Source organism: Herminiimonas sp. NPDC097707, from assembly GCF_044761395.1.
Classification (GTDB): domain Bacteria; phylum Pseudomonadota; class Gammaproteobacteria; order Burkholderiales; family Burkholderiaceae_D; genus Oxalicibacterium.
The window spans coordinates 1,371,697-1,387,481 of record NZ_JBIWCI010000001.1; the positions used below are offsets into that span (position 1 = coordinate 1,371,697).

Annotated in this window: 15 protein-coding genes and 1 riboswitch; of the genes, 7 read left to right on the forward strand and 8 right to left on the reverse strand. The window is 52.9% G+C overall.

The window, feature by feature from the left end; genetic code table 11:
* Window positions 1-80: 80 nt before the first annotated feature.
* From ACIQW9_RS06605 to ACIQW9_RS06615, 3 genes are all read right to left on the reverse strand, one after another.
* A complete protein-coding gene (locus tag ACIQW9_RS06605) occupies window positions 81-584 on the reverse strand; it encodes a 6,7-dimethyl-8-ribityllumazine synthase (RefSeq protein ID WP_402334466.1) in 504 nt (167 codons plus the stop codon).
* A gap of 98 nt (window positions 585-682) precedes the next feature.
* Window positions 683-857: riboswitch (FMN riboswitch) on the reverse strand.
* 100 nt (window positions 858-957) lie between these two features.
* Window positions 958-2,427 (reverse strand): DNA recombination protein RmuC, encoded by a 1,470-nt coding sequence (gene rmuC / locus ACIQW9_RS06610; RefSeq protein ID WP_402334469.1) that lies wholly within the window; start codon window positions 2,425-2,427, stop codon window positions 958-960.
* A gap of 63 nt (window positions 2,428-2,490) precedes the next feature.
* Complete coding sequence (locus ACIQW9_RS06615; RefSeq protein ID WP_402334472.1) at window positions 2,491-2,895, reverse strand: group II truncated hemoglobin; 405 nt, start codon at window positions 2,893-2,895, stop codon at window positions 2,491-2,493.
* Window positions 2,896-3,200: 305 nt separating this feature from the next.
* Here ACIQW9_RS06615 and ACIQW9_RS06620 point away from each other — a divergent pair, with 305 nt between their 5' ends.
* Window positions 3,201-4,088 (forward strand): YdiY family protein, encoded by an 888-nt coding sequence (locus ACIQW9_RS06620; protein ID WP_402334475.1) that lies wholly within the window; start codon window positions 3,201-3,203, stop codon window positions 4,086-4,088.
* 64 nt (window positions 4,089-4,152) lie between these two features.
* On the opposite strand, the gene ACIQW9_RS06625 is transcribed toward ACIQW9_RS06620, so the two are convergent.
* Complete coding sequence (locus tag ACIQW9_RS06625; RefSeq protein WP_402334477.1) at window positions 4,153-6,654, reverse strand: ABC transporter permease; 2,502 nt, start codon at window positions 6,652-6,654, stop codon at window positions 4,153-4,155.
* Window positions 6,655-7,086: 432 nt separating this feature from the next.
* Here ACIQW9_RS06625 and ACIQW9_RS06630 point away from each other — a divergent pair, with 432 nt between their 5' ends.
* Window positions 7,087-7,371 carry a hypothetical protein gene (locus ACIQW9_RS06630; protein WP_402334480.1) on the forward strand — a complete coding sequence of 95 codons (285 nt, stop codon included), beginning with the start codon at window positions 7,087-7,089 and terminating at the stop codon, window positions 7,369-7,371.
* A 24-nt stretch (window positions 7,372-7,395) separates the two neighbouring features.
* Here ACIQW9_RS06630 and ACIQW9_RS06635 read toward each other — a convergent pair whose 3' ends face one another.
* On the reverse strand, window positions 7,396-8,082 hold the full coding sequence (locus ACIQW9_RS06635) for an RES family NAD+ phosphorylase (RefSeq protein ID WP_402337928.1): 687 nt from the start codon (window positions 8,080-8,082) through the stop codon (window positions 7,396-7,398).
* A 2-nt stretch (window positions 8,083-8,084) separates the two neighbouring features.
* Window positions 8,085-8,522, reverse strand: coding sequence for an antitoxin Xre/MbcA/ParS toxin-binding domain-containing protein (locus ACIQW9_RS06640; protein WP_402334483.1), 438 nt, complete (start codon window positions 8,520-8,522; stop codon window positions 8,085-8,087).
* A 151-nt stretch (window positions 8,523-8,673) separates the two neighbouring features.
* Here ACIQW9_RS06640 and ACIQW9_RS06645 point away from each other — a divergent pair, with 151 nt between their 5' ends.
* The 4 genes from ACIQW9_RS06645 to ACIQW9_RS06660 all read left to right on the forward strand — a co-directional run bounded on the left by ACIQW9_RS06645 (window position 8,674) and on the right by ACIQW9_RS06660 (window position 13,044).
* A complete protein-coding gene (locus tag ACIQW9_RS06645; protein ID WP_402334486.1) occupies window positions 8,674-9,390 on the forward strand; it encodes a phosphatase PAP2 family protein in 717 nt (238 codons plus the stop codon).
* Between the two features lie 114 nt (window positions 9,391-9,504).
* A complete protein-coding gene (locus ACIQW9_RS06650; protein ID WP_402334489.1) occupies window positions 9,505-10,167 on the forward strand; it encodes a response regulator in 663 nt (220 codons plus the stop codon).
* On the forward strand, window positions 10,164-11,558 hold the full coding sequence (locus ACIQW9_RS06655) for an ATP-binding protein (RefSeq protein WP_402334492.1): 1,395 nt from the start codon (window positions 10,164-10,166) through the stop codon (window positions 11,556-11,558). Before ACIQW9_RS06650 ends, ACIQW9_RS06655 begins: the two co-directional genes overlap by 4 nt.
* 7 nt (window positions 11,559-11,565) lie before the next feature.
* Window positions 11,566-13,044, forward strand: a complete 1,479-nt coding sequence (locus tag ACIQW9_RS06660) for an ArnT family glycosyltransferase (RefSeq protein WP_402334495.1) — start codon at window positions 11,566-11,568, stop codon at window positions 13,042-13,044.
* Between the two features lie 62 nt (window positions 13,045-13,106).
* Here the strand turns inward: ACIQW9_RS06660 and ACIQW9_RS06665 are convergent, their stop codons facing one another.
* Window positions 13,107-13,334, reverse strand: a complete 228-nt coding sequence (locus tag ACIQW9_RS06665) for a hypothetical protein (RefSeq protein WP_402334498.1) — start codon at window positions 13,332-13,334, stop codon at window positions 13,107-13,109.
* A 323-nt stretch (window positions 13,335-13,657) separates the two neighbouring features.
* Here ACIQW9_RS06665 and ACIQW9_RS06670 point away from each other — a divergent pair, with 323 nt between their 5' ends.
* Window positions 13,658-15,346 (forward strand): methyl-accepting chemotaxis protein, encoded by a 1,689-nt coding sequence (locus ACIQW9_RS06670; RefSeq protein WP_402334501.1) that lies wholly within the window; start codon window positions 13,658-13,660, stop codon window positions 15,344-15,346.
* 141 nt (window positions 15,347-15,487) lie between these two features.
* On the opposite strand, the gene ACIQW9_RS06675 is transcribed toward ACIQW9_RS06670, so the two are convergent.
* A complete protein-coding gene (locus ACIQW9_RS06675) occupies window positions 15,488-15,661 on the reverse strand; it encodes a hypothetical protein (RefSeq protein ID WP_402334504.1) in 174 nt (57 codons plus the stop codon).
* Window positions 15,662-15,785: the final 124 nt, after the last annotated feature.

Below are 15,785 nucleotides of genomic sequence, written 5' to 3' on the forward strand. Positions count from 1 at the left end.
AAAAAAGGGAGCCGAGGCTCCCTTTTTATTTCCTCGTTTTCCTCTGCCGGTAGCTGTAAAAGCCTGGCGACAAATAAAACTTATGCCGCAATACGCTCCTGCATCATCGCGTCGATCTGCTGCAGGCGCTGGATGGTATCGGCACAGGCATGTGCAGCTTCTCTCCCCTTCACCAGGAAATGCTGGAAGAAAAAGCCCTGATGCTCATCGTGCGAATGGAAATGATGTGGCGTCAGCACGGCTGAAATCACCGGCACTTCCGTTTCCAGTTGCACCTGCATCAAACCGCTGATGACAGCTTGCGACACAAATTCGTGACGATATACTCCGCCGTCCACTACCAGGCCTGTGCCGACGATTGCAGCATAACGACCGCTTTTGGCGAGCACTTTGGCATGCAGCGGAATTTCAAATGCTCCTGCGACCTCGAAGAAATCGATGACATCCACAGAATAGCCGCGCGCAGCCATTTCTTCGACAAATGCGATACGGCATTGGTCAACGATTTCCTTGTGCCAGCTGGCTTGAATAAAGGCGATACGACGTGTTGCTGATTTTGCTTTGATGTCGGTAGCGTGCTGCATTGTGAAGCTCCTGTTTGCAAATTAAATAACAGGGCATGGAATATCAAGCGGGAATGGCAAACGCACATGACCGGAATATACCGGTGCGTCATGAATCATCCCGTTCTCTATCATCCGGACTATGACCGTCGGCCTCGGGATCACACCGAGTCTGCTGACCTTGCTGAAGAAATCCGGAAACCGGATGGAAGCTCCAGCAAGCGCTCGCGGGCTAGACACAAAAACTGTGTCATTACCGCCGGTGGGGAATCGCACCCCGCCCCGAGAACGTAAAAATTGATGTCATGAATCACTGAAAAATCATGCGATTCATTACATCAGTAGCCATGAATTTATCATGATTCAAAAAATGTTGCTGGTAGCGAACAAAATCCTATTCTTTGTCATCCAGCAAATCACCAAGTGGCAAATCCACGCCCAGGAGCTGCTGCGCAGCCTCGCTAGGCAATGCCTCTACCGACTTCAGTTTGCGCGTCATCTGGCGGCTTCTGGTCTCTGCCTGTTCGATGTTTTTCGCCGCCCGTTCCAGCGTCGCCTTGGTTGCGGCCAGTACATCGCCGAATTTTCCGAATTCGGTTTTGACTGCGCCCAATACTTGCCAGACTTCCGACGAACGCTTTTCCAGTGCCAGCGTGCGGAATCCCATTTGCAGACTGTTCAGCAATGCTGACAAGGTCGATGGGCCGGCAATGCTGACACGATGCGTGCGTTGCAGATCATCGGCCAGGCCGGGCCGACGCATGACTTCTGCATACAAGCCTTCCGTCGGCAAGAACAGGATCGCAAAGTCGGTAGTCAGCGGCGGCGACAAATATTTCTCGGCGATTTTTTTCGCTTCGCCACGCACAACGGTTTCCAGCTCTTTCCCTGCCAACAGCACGCCATCTGCGTCGGCACGATCTGCCGCTTCAGCCAGGCGTTCGTATTGTTCCTTCGGAAATTTCGCATCGATAGGCATCCAGATCGGCGTATGGCCGTCATCGTTGCCCGGCAATTTGATCGCGAATTCGACGCGTGCGCCACTGCCTGGGATCGTTTCCACGTTCTTCGCGTACTGATCCGGTGTCAACACCTGTTCCAGCAGCATTTCCAGTTGTACTTCCCCCCAGGTGCCGCGCGTCTTGACGTTGGTCAGCACGCGTTTCAGATCGCCGACACCGATTGCCAGCTGCTGCATTTCGCCCAGGCCTTGATGCACTTTTTCCAACCTGTCTGAAACCAGCTTGAACGATTCGCCCAAACGCTGTTCCAGAGTGGCATGCAATTTTTCATCGACGGTTTTGCGCATTTCTTCCAGGCGCGCGCCGTTATCGGTTTGCAGATCCTTGATTTTCGCTTCCAGCGTGGCGCGCACTTCGGCCATCCGTTGCGCATTGGATTCCGTCAGCGTCGTCAATGTTTGATTCAAGGTATCGCCGAAACGCTTGAGCGCACTTGCCTGCTCTTCCCGTCCGGTTTGCGCCTGCAGGGTAATGGCCTGACGCATGGCTTCCAGTTGCAGCCCATTGACCTCATTCAATTTGGCGAGTTGTTGCGCAAACGAATCGATCTGGTTGTTTTGCAGCGTGGCCACGCTCGTCAATTGCGTTGCCAATGCCTGCTGGAATTGCGTGAAATTGCTGCCCAGCTCCTGCCGTGTCGCCTGTGCGGTCGATTGCACCTGCTCGCGCAACTCGCGTTCCATGCGCTCGCTGCCTTGTTGCTGATGACGCTGCAATTCGTTTTGCAAAGTAGTCAGTTGCGGCGTGATATCCACGGCACGATTGCGCAACATGGCGACGATCTGCAGCGCAATGATGACGACTGCCGCGAGCAGCAAAATAATAAAATGCAGTTGTGTCATGTAAGTGTATGTCCGGGGCAAGGCGAATCAAATCGGGAACAGCTAAGGCACGAATGTAACTTCTTAACCATGTGTGTTGCGCATCCAGTCGGCGGTTTCTGCAAAGGCCTTTTGCAGATGTTCCTGCAAGGATGGAACGATGCCGACGTCCTGCATCGCCATTTCCATGCAGCGCAACCATTGATCACGTTCATCGGTAGCAATTGCATAAGGCAGGTGGCGTGCGCGCAGACGCGGATGGCCGAAGCGCTCGACAAACAGATTGGGGCCGCCAGTCCAGCCGGACAGGAACCAGAATAATTTATCGCGTGAACCATCCAGCGTCGTCGGATGCATGGCGCGTATCCCGGCAAAGGCCGGTTCCAGATCCATCAGGTCGTAAAACCGATCGACCAGCGCGCGTACGCCAGCTTCGCCATCCAGAAGTTCGTACAGGGTGCGTTGTTGATTTTCAGTCATAGCCTGCATGATAACGCATCAAGTCAGTTCTTAAGCGTCGTCACGCCTCTCGCATAGCCGCCAGTATCTGGCATTTCAATCTCATCGAGGAACTCAGGACTAAAGCACTGCTCTACCAAACAACGATCACCATTTGGAGCCGTACGATGTTATTGAGAAATCACCTGAGAACCCGACATAAAAAATCCTGCGTTTCACTTCTAGTTCTATTTTCAGCAAGCAGCTTTCTTGCATCTGCTGATGGACGCGCAGCCGTCGTTACGCTCAACAACGGCGATCAAATTACAGGCGAGCTGCATCAATTAAATGATGACGTGCTGACCTTCAAGTCTGGCGTATTCGGCGAAGTAAAAATTCCATGGGGGAATGTCGCCAAACTGGTTTCTGATGATGGTGTCCGCATTCAACTGGACAACGGTGCAATGGTGACAGGAAAAGTTAGCGTGGATGAGAGCGGTAAAGTCGCTCTCGAAAAAACAGATGTACCTCAAACACAAACGCTGGTTCGCCAGGACATCGCCGCATTAAATCCGCCAGTTGTCGACGACTCTACCAAGTACTCAGGAAAATTTGATCTGGGCGGCGCTTTCAATCGCGGCAATTCGCATGACGATCAATTGCATACCAACGGCGAATTTGTCGCGCGCAATCCTGATGATCGATACACGATTAATTGGGAACTCAACGAAGCCACGTCAGCGGGTATGACGACGACATCAAATCGTCGGCTATTAGGTCAGTACGACGTATTTTTCGATCCAATGAACTACCTGTTCGTGAACGCAAAGGCAGAACGCGATGAACTCGCCGATCTCAATTTGCGCAGCGGCGCAGGCCTCGGTTATGGTCGACAGCTCATCGATACAGACGTGACCAAACTATCCAGCGAAGTCAGCGTGAATTACATCAAGGAAGACTACAACACCTCCGAAGATCGATCTTTTCCGACACTTGGATTTGGCTTCAAGTATGAACAGAAATTCCTGAACAAGAAGCTGGTCTACTTCAACAATTTCAATGCCGACAGTAATTTGAGCGATACCAGCGACATACTGCTGCGTAATCGTATGGGCATACGCATACCTATCGCCGCCGGCCTCAACCTGAGTACGCAGTTCAATATTGATTACGACAATGAACCGGCTATCGACAAGAAGAAAATGGATACCGCGCTGATCTTCAACGTCGGTTATGCGTTCTAATCGTCTTCGGCAGAATACCTGCGACTCAAGACCGACAATTCATAAAAAGTGCCGATCCAAAAAATCAAGCCTCGCGTAATGTCTGCAACGGCGGTTGATTCAGCACATTGCGCAAGCCGACCCAACCGCCGATGAATGCGCATGCCGCACCAACTGCAAAACCGGCAATCCAGACGACCGGGCTGAATTTCCATTCGAAGTCGAATACGAAATGTGCGAGCGACCAGCCGACGGCTGTCGCGCCGCCCGCCGACAGCAAACCGGCCAGGCCACCTACCAAGGCGAATTCTATCCACTGCGATTGCGATAATTGTTTGCGTGTCGCACCCAACGCACGCAACAATCCCGCCTCACGTGTACGTTGATCCTGTGAACTGGCGAGCGCTGCATACAAGACCAGCACACCGGACGCTAGCGTGAACATGAAGAGGAATTCGACAGCAGTGACCACTTGATCGATCACAGCCTGAATCTGTTTAACCACGCTGCCAATATCGACCACCGTCAAGTTCGGATAGTCCCGCGTCAATTGATTCTCGAAAGCCGTATTGCCTTCTGGCAGATGAAAGGATGTGATCCACGACTGCGGCATATCTTTCATCGCGGCAGGATTGATGATGACAAAAAAGTTAACCTTCATCGATCCCCATTCCAGTTTGCGCAAACTGGTGATGGGCACTTCGATGGTTTCGCCGGCAATTTCGAATTTCAATTTATCGCCTATCTTCAGCTTCAGCGTTTCTGCCAATCCGGCCTCTACCGAGGCTTCCGGCTTGCTGTCGTCGAACCAGCGACCTGCAGTGATTTCATTCGATGCGGGGATTTTGGTCATCGTCGACAAATTGAATTCGCGATCGACCAGACGCTTGGCCCTATCTTCGACAAAACTTTCGCCAGTGATCTCTACGTTATTAATCGCCAGCAGACGGCCGCGTATCATCGGGAAAAGATCGGCGTCAGCAATTTTATTTTGCGCGAGACGTGCTTCAAATTCAGCTTTTTGATCCGGCTGAATATTGATGACGAATCGATTCGGCGCATTCGGCGGTGTCGCACTACGCCACGCATCGACCAGATCACCACGAATCACGGTCAACAGCAGCAAGGCCATCAAGCCGAGTGCCAATGCAACGACTTGCACTATCGTTGCGCCTGGACGCCGCTGCAAGGCTGTCACTGCAAAGCGCCAGCTCGCGTTGTTGATTATTCCTCGCAATGACTGCAGGGACTTCAACGCCAACCAAGCGATCAATGCAAAACCGGCAAGGCCGCCGATAAAACCGGCTGCCGTCAGCAAACCGAGTTTGATATTTCCAGCCTGCCACAACAGCAAACCAATGAAGGTCGCCAAGCCCAACGCATACGTCATGATCGTAATCGGCTGCGGCATATCCTGCTCACGGCGAATCACGCGGTTATGCGGCACGTTGCGCAATTGCAGGATCGGCGGCAGCGCAAAGCCTATCAACAGCAACAAGCCGGTTGCAACGCCCTGCACCGCGGGCAGGATAGATGCCGCTGGCAAGTCATTCGTAATCAACTGCCCTAGCCATTCGATCAACACAAAATGAGCAGCAAAACCAACTGCAGCACCGATTGCACTGCCGATCAAACCCACGACGAAAAATTCGATCAAATACAGCGATGTCACCTGATTCTGTGTCATGCCAAGGCAACGTAACATTGCGCATGCATCAACGTGACGGAGCATGAAGCGACGCGCTGCCATGGCGACAGCGACTGCAGCCAGCATTGCCGACAGCAAGCCAACCAGAGACAAGAATTCTTCAGCGCGTTGCAAGGTTGCGCGCATTTGCGGCTGGCCGGATTCCAGTGATTCGGTGCGTACGCCTTTCAGATTTTTTGTATCAATTTTGTCCTGCACCCATTTATCGAACTTGTCGACATCGGCTGCTTTACCGGCAACCAGCAAGCGATAAGTAATGCGTGAGCCAGGCTGTATCAGACCGGTCGCCGCCACATCGCTGGCAGACAACATCACGCGTGGTGCAAAATTCATGAACCCTGCGCCACGATCCGGCTCATTCGTAATGAGCTTGGCAATGGTAAAAGTTTTGTCGCCAAGTTTGAGTGGATTGCCGACTGCAGTATTCAGACTGGTCAAAATACCGGCATCAACCCACACCGTACCTGGATCGGGAATAGAGCTTGCTGCAACGCCTTCACCGTTGATCTGTGTAGCTACTTTTACATTGCCACGCAATGGATAGCCGGGAGTTACCGCCTTGATTGATGCCAGTTTGGAAACCGCTTGATCGCCCTCACCTGCAATTGCCATACTTGGAAAAACGACAGTTTCCGCCAATTGCAAGCCGCGCTTTTCAGCTTCCGCTTTCCATGCTGGTGCAATCTGTTCATCTGTACGTATCAGCAGATCAGCGCCCAGCATCTGATGTGCATCGCGATTCAAACCGGTACGCATACGATCAACAAAAAAACTGACCGACGACAATGCAGCGACAGCCACAATCAATGCCACCAGTAAGAAGCGCAACTCACCGGCGCGCCAATCGCGCTGCGTCATACGAAAAGATTGAACAAACATCAGGGTATTCGCTTTCTGGATAGGCTGTACTCAGCTTCTCATGAAGCGAGACAGACACGGGAAATTGCAATAGGAAAAACAAGCACGCACAAGATTAGCGTAAAAGTACAAGTGTCGCAGATACCGCAAACAAGGTATCGAGCCAGAGAGATATTTTTGTTTGAACTCCGTGTCAATGAAGGCGGCCATGACACTGCAGCACATGAGATTTTTGCAAAGGAAAAGTCTCATTCTAGGTGACGCCTAATGCCGTCCGACATTCTGCGTATTAATGAAAAACAATTGGAATTTTTGTCAGATACCCCGGTCAGTATTATAGTAAAGCTGGAGCGTCGATTCTCCCACTCTCCACTCACGTCTTGAATCATCAAGATGGAGCAGCAAGGTGTTTCGCAACGCAGGCGATAAAAAACAGCAGGAAGAGGAAAGCGAATGACATTCCACAAGAACCAGTTCGGCGTACCGCAGTATCCTCACGACGACGCCCGCAGATTATTTGTGCTGGCTTCTGCAATCGATTTGCTGGAACACCCGACCGCTACCGCGATCGATGATCTGACCGGTATCGACAAGAATATTATAGACAGCGAGGTCGACAAGTTGCGCGAACAATACGGCATGGTCATCCATAAGTTCAGCGAGACCTATCGTATTGAATCGTGGGGGGATACTCTGAATAAGGCGGGCGTTGCCAAGGCAATGAAGCCGGAAGATTAGCCATCCGCCGCTGCAGCTGAAAATTCAAAGAGCGATAGCCCGAACTTCGGGATGCGGCGTACCGGACCAGGTGAGCTCATACGCCATGCCGCGCCGCACATTACCCACCAGCGCGGGACGAAAGCAGGCCAGATTGGTCCCGCCTGCGTGCCGGACGCTGGGGTAAATGACGCCAAGCGACCCCTCTTCCAGCAATTGCATCGCCAGTTTTTGCGAAGCGACATAACTGTCCGGAGCCAGGCATTTTGCATGACGACCAGCACCGCGCAGATCGTGGAATGCACTGTTGAAATCCGCCAGCAAATTCTGATAGCGCACGCTATCGTCGAAACGATCGATCTCGTAATATTCCACCGTCTTGTGAAAAATGATTTCGTCGAGCGCAGTCTCGATATCGAAACCGCAATACCAGGCGCCGCGCTCATCGCTGTTGAAGCGGCTGCCTTCCGGCCGTGCATATGAAAAGGCTGCGTTAATGATTCGGAAATTCGGCACGCCGAATACCAGTTCATCCACGCCGATTCCGCTTGCGCGTCCGTGCTCGGCAATCAGCCTTTCATTACTGGCATTATCAAGTTCAAAGATATCCGCCAGATGCGCGTCACTGTCGGACAGGGGAACCAGCACCGAATCTTCGCTATCGACAAAGCGCGATGGAATCAGCCGGCAGGTATCGAACTGGCGCAAGGGCACTATCGGCAAAGCAGCCATCATTACAATCCGCCACGGCGGGCATCGAGCAATTTCCGCACGGTCTGCATCCCCAGCAAGCCGCCCGCCTGCATATAGGCCAGCGGTGTCTGGCCGGAAAAAATGACATTCTTGTTGGCCAGGCTCACCCATTCATCGGCCAGCTTGTCGCCATACAGGATATGCAAGGCCTTGTAGATCCCGATCAGATACGAAATGCGGGTAATACGATCGACTTCGAGCACACGATCCGGATTCTTTTTCCATTCATAGAATGCACTGCTCGACAGCCCGCCCAGCAACTCGCGCGCATCTTCATCGCGCACTTTCCAGGCTTCTGCAAGACGAAAAAATCCCTTCAGCGCAGAACGCGACAAACGTTCCCGTTCCGACTTCACATTCAAGTCAAGCAGCCCGGCCGGTTCAAATCGGCTTTTTGGATAGGTGTAAGCAGCGCTCATATTTTCTCCATTTATGGACATAATATACTCCATTTAAGGAAATTCAAGCATGAGCACTTCAGGCCCTGCAGCTTTTCGCAAGCACCTTAAGAAACATTTAAGTTTCCCTCCCTAAGCTTCCGGCATTCAATAGTCAAATGACGAGGTTGCAATGAACGAGCAAGGCGAATTCAAGATGCCCGGAGCACCACCTGCTTTCGCCGTCGACCTTGGCGGAGCGCCTACCGATCATGCCAAAGCAAGGACAGGACTGAAAATCCTGCTGTGCGTCATTTTTCCGCTGATTCTTTTTTTTGCACTCGCCGTGGATATCGGCCATGGCAAAATTTATCCGTTTGACCGCTCTTTTCTATTGACGCTGCATGCGCATGCCACGCCACTTCTGGATCGATGGGCGCTAGGCATCTCGGGCGCTATCAGCGTATTCAGTTTTCTTGTTCTGATTTATCTATGCTGCCGGCGCTTGTGGCATACCGCCTTGTTCTGGTTGCTCGCTGTCGGCGGCTCGTCCATTCTCAATCTCATACTCAAACATGCTATCCAGCGCAGCCGGCCTGACCTGTGGGCCCTCGTATCACCGCAATCCAGCTTCAGCTTCCCCAGCGGACATACAACACAAGCGATGGCCGTTGCCGTTGCCATGGTCGTGTTGCTGCGTGCCAGCCGACGCATCCGGGCCATCGGGCTGGCAGCCTGCGCTTTTGTGCTGCTGGTCGCACTCTGTCGCATGTACCTCGGGCTGCATTACCTATCTGACATCGCCGGCAGTTGCCTTCTGGCACTAACATGGGTCGTCGGACTGAGCATCCTGTTCGATGCCTATGGCCGGACATCACAGGGGAAGCCGGTTCAATGGCTGGATCACTGAAAAACTTGTTGCCGGATTGCCTGATTCACTCTTCCTTAACGCTGCTGTCGCTAGCCTATCGCCATCAGACAGCCTTGATACGCGAGGTTTGATCTGAGTCAACCGGAGCAAGGCATGCGCGTTTTACTGATTGAAGACGATCCGATGATAGGCGAAAGCCTGGAAGAAGGACTGCGCAAGGAACAATACGCAGTTGACTGGGCCAAGGATGGCCACGCTGCCGAACTCGCCATCTGCTCCCACACGTACGACATCGTATTGCTGGATCTGGGCTTGCCGGGCAAACAGGGCCTCGCCGTCCTGACCAACTATCGTCGCAAGCACGGCGATGCTGCCGTGCTGATCATCTCGGCCCGCGATGCCACTGCCATACGCATACAGGGACTGGATAGCGGCGCCGACGACTATCTGGTGAAGCCCTTCGATCTGGATGAACTGTTTGCCAGAATGCGCGCCTTGCTGAGGCGTCGCTCGGGTCGTGTCAGCTCCGAACTGATATACCGCGAACTGATCATGAATCCGGCCACGCATGAGGCCACCTTCAACGGTGCATCGGTACATTTTTCGGCGCGCGAATTTGCACTGCTGCTGACACTGATAGACCCACCCGGCCGCGTCATGTCGCGGGCCCAGCTGGAAGAGCGCCTGTACGGCTGGAATGAAGAAATTGAAAGCAATACCGTTGAAGTGTACATACACGGCTTGCGCAAAAAGCTGGGAACGGATTTTATCAAGAACGTGCGTGGCGTCGGCTACAAGATAGGCGTGCCGTCATGAGGACAATACAGCGGCAGCTTCTCATCTATCTGTTCGGCGGCATGCTTTCCGCCACGCTGATTGCCGGGCTTGCCGTCTACGTGCAAGTACGCACCGAGATGAATGAAATGTTCGACTACCAGCTCAAGCAGATCGCCGGCGCGCTGCCGGCTCAGCTCTCTGCCGGCCACGACCTGCCGCTCGACGACGATCCGAACCAGGAAATATTGGTCCAGATATGGAGTACCAAGGGGGAACTGATTTTTACCTCTGCACCAAACATCCAGCTGCAGAAAATCGAAGGTTTCGGTTTCAAGTCGCTTTCCCTGAGCGGCAAACGTTGGCGCGTCTATAGCGAAACCGATCAGGACCGCATCATTCAGGTCGCACAACCCAAGGCCGTACGCAACGACATGGCTGCTTCGATGGCTTTGCGTTCGCTGCTTCCGTTCCTCGCTATGATCCCTGTGCTGGCGCTGTTCATCTGGATCGTCGTCGGCCGCAGCCTCTATCCTCTGCATCATCTCGCAAGAGCCATCAGCCAGCGCTCATCGAATGCACTCGAGCCCTTACCAGGCGAACGCTATCCCCCCGAGTTGCAGCCAATGCTGGCGGCACTCAACGACTTGCTGACGCGTCTGGATCAGACCCTGGCGACACAACGCGCATTCGTCGCCGACGCTGCACACGAACTGCGCACACCGCTGACCGCATTGAAGCTGCAACTACAATTGGTAGAACGAGAAAACGACGACCGTCAGCGCGCGACAGGCTTCGGAAAATTGCATGAACGCCTGAATCGAGCCACCCATCTGGTGCAGCAGTTGCTGACGCTGGCGCGGTATGAACACCGCATTGCCGATCGATCGAGCCAAAAGATCGATCTGCGGCAATTAACCGCACGCGTGGTCTCTGATTACGCGCCACAGGCAGAACATAAAAGCGTGGACCTGGGTATCGCAATCAATGACGATCAGGGTAGCGATGTCGCCATGATCACAGGCAACCAAGACAGCTTGCGCATCCTGCTTGGCAATCTGGTCGATAACGCGGTTCGCTACACCCCATCCCACGGACGTGTTGATGTAACAGTCAATACAAATGCCGCCGAGCACACCGTGCTATTGCGCGTCAGGGATAACGGTCCCGGCATTCCGGAGCAGGACCGCGAGCGCGTGTTCGACCGTTTCTATCGGCGTGACGGAACCGGCGAATCGGGTAGCGGCCTCGGTCTTTTCATCGCCAAAACGATAGCCACGCAACACGAGGCCACGATAGAACTGTCTACAGCAGACAGCAAGGGCGGGCTGATCGTCACCGTGCGATTCCCGCTCTTGTGTACAAGCGAAAGCGGCTCTGCGAGCCCTGCTCGCGCAACTGCAGCCAAGACCAGTGCATCTCCTCTTACCTGAGAACTCCATGGATCAACAAGTAGTCCCTGCATTTGAACCTCACGCAGTACCGGCAAACAATCGAACGCGCAGCATATCACTGCGAATATCGCAAAATTACCTGTGGTGGCTGCTGGGTGCTGCGCTCCTGCTGCTGGCATATCGTATCGGCCTGATGCTGGTGCTACCGCTGGCCGACACGACCGAAGCACGCTACGGCGAGATCGCCAGACTGACTGTCAGCAATGGTTTCTGGTTGATGCCGCACATTGATCCCCACACGCCCTTCTTTGCCAAGCCACCACTTTCCACATGGGTCAGTGCGGCCTCGATGATGTTCTTCGGCATCAACGAATTTGCCGCGCGCCTGCCAGCGTTGCTGGCATCGCTCGTTGCGTTATGGTTTGCATGGGCATTTGCAGGTGAATTGCAGATCCGGCAACGCTGGCTCGTGGCGCCAGTGCTGGCTACCTCGCCCTTGTTTTTTCTCTGTGCCGGTGCCGTGATGACGGATGCAGTGCAACTGATGCTGATCAGTGCCGCACTATATTTTGCATGGCGTGCACTCAAAGCGACGGCCGACCGGCAGGCAGGACGGCGCTGGCGCCTGGCTTTCTGGGCGATGGTCGGATTGGGTGCTCTTTGCAAAGGACTGGCCACATGGGCATTGATCGGCCTGCCGCTCTTTGCCTACGCCATCATCGAAAGACGTCCGCTGCAAATGTTCAAGGATATTTTCGACTGGGTGGGCGTCGTCATTGCGCTCGGCATTTTCATGCCCTGGTATATCGCGGCGGAATATTACAATCCCGGCTTCATTAACTACTTCATCGTCGGCGAGCACTTCTCGCGCTTCCTGGTGCCGGGATGGAAAGGTGATCGCTACGGTATCGCGCAAAAGCAACCGTTAGGAGCAATCTGGATATTCTGGGTCATCGGCATATTGCCGTGGATAGGCATATTTGCGACTGAACTGTCTCGCATGTTGTTCAAACGTCGTAAGCAATTGCTGCCGGTAGAGCGCTTCTTGTGGTGCGCGACACTCGCACCGCTACTGTTCTTCACATTCAGCAGCAATATCATCTGGACTTACGGGTTGACTGCCGCCTTGCCGTTTGCCGTGCTTGCTGCGCGCTGGCTCGATCATGCCCCCGCACCAGCACTGCGTCGCACAAGCATGGCCGTGCTTGCTATTGCGCTGCTATCGATCATGTGCGCTCCTGTCATTATCAGCAATGCCGGCAGCAATTCGGATCGCGACCTGATCGCTGCATACCACCATGCAGCCAAACAAGCAGACGCCGAATTGCTGTATCGCACACCGCCTGCTTATTCCTCAACCTATTACACGAAAGGAACACTGGAATACCCGCCTGACGCCACACGTCCGCACGATGCGCGCAAGACATTTGTCGTGATCGAGCGCAAAGATATCCATGCGCAATCGATTGATCCGAGTCGGATTTTATTTACGGGAAAATTTCGCGCTTTAATCGCACCGGAATAAAAACTGCTTGAGGCGCACTATGCGCAACTGCTCATGCGGCAATTGACTGCGGCCAGTTCGCGCTATTGGTTGCCGACCAGTTTCCTGTCTATGTACAAGCGGCCCTGCCGTAACGCATGCAACGCCGCTTCTTCGGAAGAATCGAATATTGTATCGGTCACGCTGATGCTGACCCCGGGAATACCGTGCTGCGCGATATGAAAGCTGCCCACCCACTTGCCGGTGTCGTGCTTCTCACTGGTGCCGTGGACAGAGTAACCGTGATGCTGCTCAACATCTGTATGGCTCATGATGACTCCTCGCCGTTACTTAAAATTGTGCCAACTGTTTCAGCGTACTCGCATTTTTACGATTGTGCGTTTGCGTCCACACTGCAAACAGCTCTCTGAAACGGATCTTTATTACGCAATAATCATGGCAATTATTGCAACAAAATAAAATTCGACATCAAAAATTGTGACAAATTGAAAAATCTCATGAACAGGGGAGATTTTTTCCGCCAACAAAGTGGTAACGTTACACATAGTTTCCCAAAAGAAATGGAGGGCGTCCGATCAGCTCATGCAAGCAGCTCGTCAAGGCATAGTTTCATCCAACTTTTAAGGGGACTCTAATGTTCGCCAATATGAAGGTAGGAACCAAACTCGGGGTCGGATTCGGTATCGCCGTATTGGTCACCTTAGCAATCGCTCTTTTCTCATTGATGCGCATCACCCAGATCGATGACGTCATTAACGCACAGAATTCCATACGCACAGATCAACTAGAGCGCCTATATACCGCCCGCGAGGCACTGGGTCAGACCGGTCTTTCGGCAAGGAATGCATACGTCTTTACCAGCGATGCAGACGCAAGAAAAGAACTTGATATCCTCGATCAGCAAAAAGCCATTTATCTGGATGCATTGAACAAAATGGAGCCTTTGTTCAAAGGCAATACCGATTTTGAAAAAGTCAGCAAGGGACTGCGCCAGATGGCGGAAGAATTGAACCGCCCGCGCAAATATCGCGATGCTGGAAAGATGGAAGAGTTCGGGACATTCCTTGTCACAGAATGCAGCCCGCTCCGGCGACAAATCGTCGCCGACATGGGCCTGGTCGTCAAATCGATACAGGACGTCGTCGATGCTAAAAGCCAGGAAGCCAATAAAACCTCCCACCAGTCAGTGACGATTATTCTCATCATCACTGGTATTGCTCTTTTATTGAGCATCACGCTCGGCATCTTTATCACCCGCGCCATTACCCGTCCATTGAATCAGGCAGTTGCCGTCGCAAAAACCGTGGCAGCCGGCGACCTGACCAGCCGGATCGAAGTCACCGGCAAAGATGAAACCGGCCAACTCCTGCAAGCACTCAAAGACATGAACGAAAGCCTGGTCGGCATCGTCAGCGAAGTACGCAACGGCACTGCCACCATCGCCCTTGCATCCGACGAAATCGCTACCGGCAATCTTGATCTATCCAGCCGCACCGAACAGCAGGCCAGCTCGCTGGAAGAAACCGCTTCGTCGATGGAAGAGCTCACCTCCACCGTCAAGCAGAATGCCGACAATGCCAAACAAGCCAACAGCCTGTCATTATCCGCATCCGAAGTTGCCATCAAAGGCGGTGCAGTTGTCGGACAAGTTGTAGAAACAATGAACGGTATTAACGAATCCGCCAGAAAAATTGCCGACATCATCAGCGTCATTGACGGCATCGCATTTCAAACGAATATCCTGGCATTGAATGCCGCGGTCGAAGCGGCACGTGCCGGCGAACAGGGGCGCGGCTTTGCTGTCGTCGCAACAGAAGTGCGCAATCTGGCACAACGTTCCGCTACAGCAGCAAAAGAAATCAAGGTACTGATCGATGATTCAGTCGGCAGAGTCGATATCGGCAGCAAGCTGGTAGCACAAGCCGGAGCGACGATGACCGAGGTCGTCAGCAGCGTCAAACGTGTGACCGATATCGTGAGCGAAATCACGGCTGCCAGTAACGAACAAAGCAGCGGCATCGAGCAAGTCAATGAAGCCATAGTACAAATGGATCAGGTCACGCAACAAAATGCAGCGCTGGTGGAGCAAGCAGCGGCAGCAGCGGCTTCGCTCAAGGATCAAGCGGCCAAGCTGGAGCGCACTGTCGATGTGTTCAAGATCGATAGCAACGCAACGTCCAGGCAACTGGCTGTCGCCTCACAGAAAAAGCAGCTCGTCGTTACCGAAACACGCCCTTCTACCAAGTCGCTCAATCGCAGCATTCCAGAACCACGCCCTCGTCTGATCGCTGAACCGGCTGGCGGCAATTGGGAACAATTTTAATGAGATGAAAAAAGACGCGTGAACATGCCCTTCTGTTATCAGTAATTTTTTGCAGATTAATAAAAAAGAAGCGCAAGGCAAACTCGCCTTGCGCTTCTTTTATTTTTACCGGATCCAGCACAGGCAAGCTACGGGATTTATTTAGTGGGTATTACGCTGCTCTTCGCGCAATTCATTCACTGCAAATTCAGATTCCGGATCCAGATTCTTATCCGGCGTTTCCGTGTTGTCACGCTTACCTTGTTGTCCTGAATCATTCTTTTTGTCGCCGGGTTTATCAGCCTTTTCAAACGATGTCTTGCCTTGCTTCGCCATGAAATTCTCCTTTATTGATGATTGATGAATAGTCATGCAATCGATACTAGGTGATGGCTACATGGATTCCAATCAGACAAAAGGAATTTGAACGTCAGATAACAGGTAAGCGCGCCAGTGCAAT

Excerpts from the sequence above, each read along its gene's own strand:
- ACIQW9_RS06605 (WP_402334466.1), bottom strand. The coding sequence starts at position 584 with ATGCAGCACGCTACCGACATCAAAGCAAAATCAGCAACACGTCGTATC.
- rmuC (WP_402334469.1), bottom strand. The coding sequence starts at position 2,427 with ATGACACAACTGCATTTTATTATTTTGCTGCTCGCGGCAGTCGTCATC.
- ACIQW9_RS06615 (WP_402334472.1), bottom strand. The coding sequence starts at position 2,895 with ATGCAGGCTATGACTGAAAATCAACAACGCACCCTGTACGAACTTCTG.
- ACIQW9_RS06625 (WP_402334477.1), bottom strand. The coding sequence starts at position 6,654 with ATGTTTGTTCAATCTTTTCGTATGACGCAGCGCGATTGGCGCGCCGGT.
- ACIQW9_RS06630 (WP_402334480.1), top strand. The coding sequence starts at position 7,087 with ATGACATTCCACAAGAACCAGTTCGGCGTACCGCAGTATCCTCACGAC.
- ACIQW9_RS06635 (WP_402337928.1), bottom strand. The coding sequence starts at position 8,082 with ATGGCTGCTTTGCCGATAGTGCCCTTGCGCCAGTTCGATACCTGCCGG.
- ACIQW9_RS06640 (WP_402334483.1), bottom strand. The coding sequence starts at position 8,522 with ATGAGCGCTGCTTACACCTATCCAAAAAGCCGATTTGAACCGGCCGGG.
- ACIQW9_RS06645 (WP_402334486.1), top strand. The coding sequence starts at position 8,674 with ATGAACGAGCAAGGCGAATTCAAGATGCCCGGAGCACCACCTGCTTTC.
- ACIQW9_RS06650 (WP_402334489.1), top strand. The coding sequence starts at position 9,505 with ATGCGCGTTTTACTGATTGAAGACGATCCGATGATAGGCGAAAGCCTG.
- ACIQW9_RS06655 (WP_402334492.1), top strand. The coding sequence starts at position 10,164 with ATGAGGACAATACAGCGGCAGCTTCTCATCTATCTGTTCGGCGGCATG.
- ACIQW9_RS06660 (WP_402334495.1), top strand. The coding sequence starts at position 11,566 with ATGGATCAACAAGTAGTCCCTGCATTTGAACCTCACGCAGTACCGGCA.
- ACIQW9_RS06665 (WP_402334498.1), bottom strand. The coding sequence starts at position 13,334 with ATGAGCCATACAGATGTTGAGCAGCATCACGGTTACTCTGTCCACGGC.
- ACIQW9_RS06670 (WP_402334501.1), top strand. The coding sequence starts at position 13,658 with ATGTTCGCCAATATGAAGGTAGGAACCAAACTCGGGGTCGGATTCGGT.
- ACIQW9_RS06675 (WP_402334504.1), bottom strand. The coding sequence starts at position 15,661 with ATGGCGAAGCAAGGCAAGACATCGTTTGAAAAGGCTGATAAACCCGGC.